This is a genomic window from Flavobacterium sp. (assembly GCF_025352015.1).
Lineage (GTDB): Bacteria > Bacteroidota > Bacteroidia > Flavobacteriales > Flavobacteriaceae > Flavobacterium.
This window is the reverse complement of sequence record NZ_JANXUG010000082.1, coordinates 1-3,295: the sequence shown is the minus strand read 5'-3', so window position 1 is coordinate 3,295 and position 3,295 is coordinate 1. Positions and strand designations below refer to the sequence as shown.

Below are 3,295 nucleotides of genomic sequence, written 5' to 3'. Positions count from 1 at the left end.
TGTTTAATTTTTAGTCAACCTATTTTAGGACGATTCATCGGGAAAGCTAGCTTATAACGGTTCTCGGCTTTGCGAAGTGGCGGATTTTTAGCAGAAATGTTCAATTGGAAAACTGAACTTGAACATTGCACAAACTTTCATAGAAGCACTACATCCGCCATTTTGCAAAACCGATGTTATGCCTTCGCCCTTTATTCTGTCAGCCAATTTAGTGCTTCGGTTGTTATTCCATTATACCAATCTTTTTCATTGTCAGTCGAGTTTGCGAGTTCATTTGAGCGTTCAAAAAATCGTTGTACGTGTCTTGGTTCGGGAACATAACTCGCTTTATGGGAATCTTCAACCATTTTTAGAAATACAGTTAAAGGCAAAGGAACTATTGTAGAAGTTCCACCGTAATAACTGATATTCATTTTATGTAAAGCATAAAAATGAGCAACACAAGCCTCGTTTATATTTGGTGCTATGAATAAGCAGTAAGCAGGTTTGTTAGTTTCTCTTTTTACTTTTGCAAGATGTCTTGTAACTGGTTCTCCTTCTGTTTCATACTGCCGTTGTCCACCTTGCATTGTAACTTCTACGGTTAATCCAAAATCTTCATAATCACAAACAATGTCTGCCATATTTCCTTGTGCGGTTGACATTGGATTTCCGAAGTCGTCAAATTTTAGATTTGCTTTTATGTTTCCTCCGTCAAGCATTGTCATTGCTCGCCACGTATTCCATTCTAACATTAAAGGATTGTCGTAAAGTGAATTGGCAAGTATTTGGTCGAAAGTTGAATTTATGTCGTCAAATAAACGGTAATCTTTGATTGCCTTAACTTGTTCAGTAATAATTTCTTCTTTTCGCTTCTCTAATTCGTCAGCGAAAATATCTTTAAGACTTTGTAGCGTAGAGGTTTTTGAAATTTTGATGTTTGGAAATTCTGCCTTTATTTTTTGTTCAAGCAATTCTCTGTTGTCCGTTAGAAGTGATGGTGCTTCTGCATTACCAAGATAGGAAACATATTGTTTTTCGTTGTCAATAAATTGTGGTTCTCTGTTAGTGTGTTCCAAGAAATAATCTACTTCCTGAATTTTTTCAGGAACAATTGAAACAGATTTTCCAATGTGTGAAATATTAACCAATCCTGTTGCTCTCAAATAACGAACGCAAGCATCTGCATAATCTCGCATATTACTTGCTTTAGTTTTTAGGAATTTCGCAATCGAATCGTCTTTCGTCTGTCTTGTTTTGGTATTGCCAGAAGCAATATCTGTACTATAAATTTGTTGAAGTTCAGCATCTAAATATTCAGCACGAAATTTTTTGTAATTTCCTTTGTCCTGTGCTTTTGCTACTCTAAATTGATTGATTTTTTCGACAATTGTATCAAATTCTCGGTAGTCAACTAATTGTAGTCCAAAAATCATTACTTCGTCAAATTTCAAAGAACCGAAATGGCGAACTAATCTAAAAAGTTCAAGATATGGTTTTACCCAAAAATCAGCTGAATTAGCAGAAGGTTTATGAAAAGGTGATGGAACTTGAAATTTTAAAAGTTGGCGTAAAAATATTTCATCTTTTCGTCTTGAATTTACTAATTCTAAACCAGCAGGCGTTAAAATAATAACTGGAGAAAGCACAACAAAACCGAGCGACTTCGGTGCTCGGTTTATTCTATCTCTTGCACTAAACGCAGGGTCATTCGCTCCTTCGCCATTAAAGAAGTTTTCTTCTTTCAATAGCTCCATAAACGCAAGTTGTGTTTTTGTATTCCATTTTTGTCCCGCAAAATGAGTATTTAATAACTCAATTTCAGGAATCATTTTAGCAGGTGTTCTTGGTGATGTTGTAACGAAAATTACTTTACTGTCTATTCTTGCCATAATTTATTATAGTGCTAATTCTTTTTCAAATTCTAGTTCTGGGAATTGTTTTTTAGCAACGTTACCGTAATTTGAAATTAAAATATGGCTTGCTTCTGATTTAAATCTATTTCTAATATTTACTGCATAAGATTTTCCATATTCGTCAACAATCATATCTCCATACAATTTTTCAGTTAATGGTGTTCTACCAATAACCATTAATGCTTTACATTTAAGTTCTTTAAAATGATTGGCTAACTCAAAGTGATTTTTTTCATTAAATCCGTCTTTGTGCTCAATATTGCCATAGTCGGAAAAAACACAATCATACGGTGGGTCTAAAAACATAAAATCATCTTTATCTGCCATTCTGAATATTTCGGAATAATCAAGATTATAAATTTCAGTATTAGTAAGTAAGTTGCTATGTGCTTTCGTAACCAAAGAAGTGTTTAAGTTAGCATATCTTCCATACGGCACGTTAAATTCTCCTTTTGAATTATATCGAATCATTCCTGAATAAGCTGTTTTATTAATGAAGAAATAAAGCAAAGCTTCCGAATACTTTTTTTCAGTCAAGTCATTGAACATATTTCTTATTTGATAATAAAGAGGTTCGTTTTCATCATCTACACGCTCATCAGGTGTTTTGCTTTTTAGCTCTTCAAACTTTCTACGATTTATCATATAAAGTTTTTCAATTTCCGATAATTCAGTTTTAAGAATTTCAAAATCGTCTTTTACGCCTAAATAAAATGTAATTAGTTTTGAGTTAATGTCGTTAATGATTGCTTTCTTGGGTTCTAAATGAAAGAATAAAGCGCCACCGCCAAAAAACGGTTCAATATATCTTCCGCTAAACTGCGGAATATGTTTAATCAAATGTGGTATTTCTTTTGATTTTCCTCCTCTGTATTTTACAAGTGGTTTCATATCTTGGCAGTTTTTCGTTTATATTCAACAATGCTTTCTGCAACTACATTTAAGATTTGCGTTGCTTCTTCTTCTCCGGCAATAATGTCATAAACTTTGTCTGCTGACCATAAACATATTAACTCTTTTGGGTCAACTTCAAGCAATTCTGCAAGAATGTTCACTTGTTCTCGTTTTGCCCGTCTATCGCCTTTTTCAATCTTACAGTATGTTGCAGTGTCTATTTCTAACACAGACGCTAACTGTCGTTGAGGAATTTGTTTTTCCTCTCGAAGTATTTTTATTCTATTTCCAAAGATTGTTGACATAATTTAGTCTTGACATTATTTGGCAAATATAGTTATTTTTCTTTCGGTCATCTTTTTATTTTAAGCACGGTCGTCTTTTAGGGTGAGGCATAACTTACTTATAGGCGAAACAAACGTTCGTATATACACCCAAAATTGGGTGGATTGGCGAAGGTTTGTTTCGCTTTATTGATTGTAAATGTAATTTTTTTATTTTTACAA

General features: G+C 33.4%; 3 protein-coding genes. All 3 read right to left on the bottom strand.

Features of this window, described 5'->3' with window-relative positions:
• Positions 1-191 precede the first annotated feature (191 nt).
• Genes Q0Q96_RS08250 through Q0Q96_RS08240 form a run of 3 tightly spaced genes read right to left on the bottom strand, consistent with a single transcriptional unit; the run spans position 192 to position 3,094 of the window.
• Positions 192-1,871: an AlwI family type II restriction endonuclease gene (locus Q0Q96_RS08250; protein ID WP_293873571.1), complete on the bottom strand. Its 1,680-nt coding sequence runs from the start codon at positions 1,869-1,871 to the stop codon at positions 192-194.
• A 6-nt stretch (positions 1,872-1,877) separates the two neighbouring features.
• Positions 1,878-2,786: a Dam family site-specific DNA-(adenine-N6)-methyltransferase gene (locus Q0Q96_RS08245; RefSeq protein WP_293873569.1), complete on the bottom strand. Its 909-nt coding sequence runs from the start codon at positions 2,784-2,786 to the stop codon at positions 1,878-1,880.
• On the bottom strand, positions 2,783-3,094 hold the full coding sequence (locus Q0Q96_RS08240; protein ID WP_293873567.1) for a helix-turn-helix transcriptional regulator: 312 nt from the start codon (positions 3,092-3,094) through the stop codon (positions 2,783-2,785). Before Q0Q96_RS08240 ends, Q0Q96_RS08245 begins: the two co-directional genes overlap by 4 nt.
• Between the last annotated feature and the right edge of the window lie 201 nt (positions 3,095-3,295).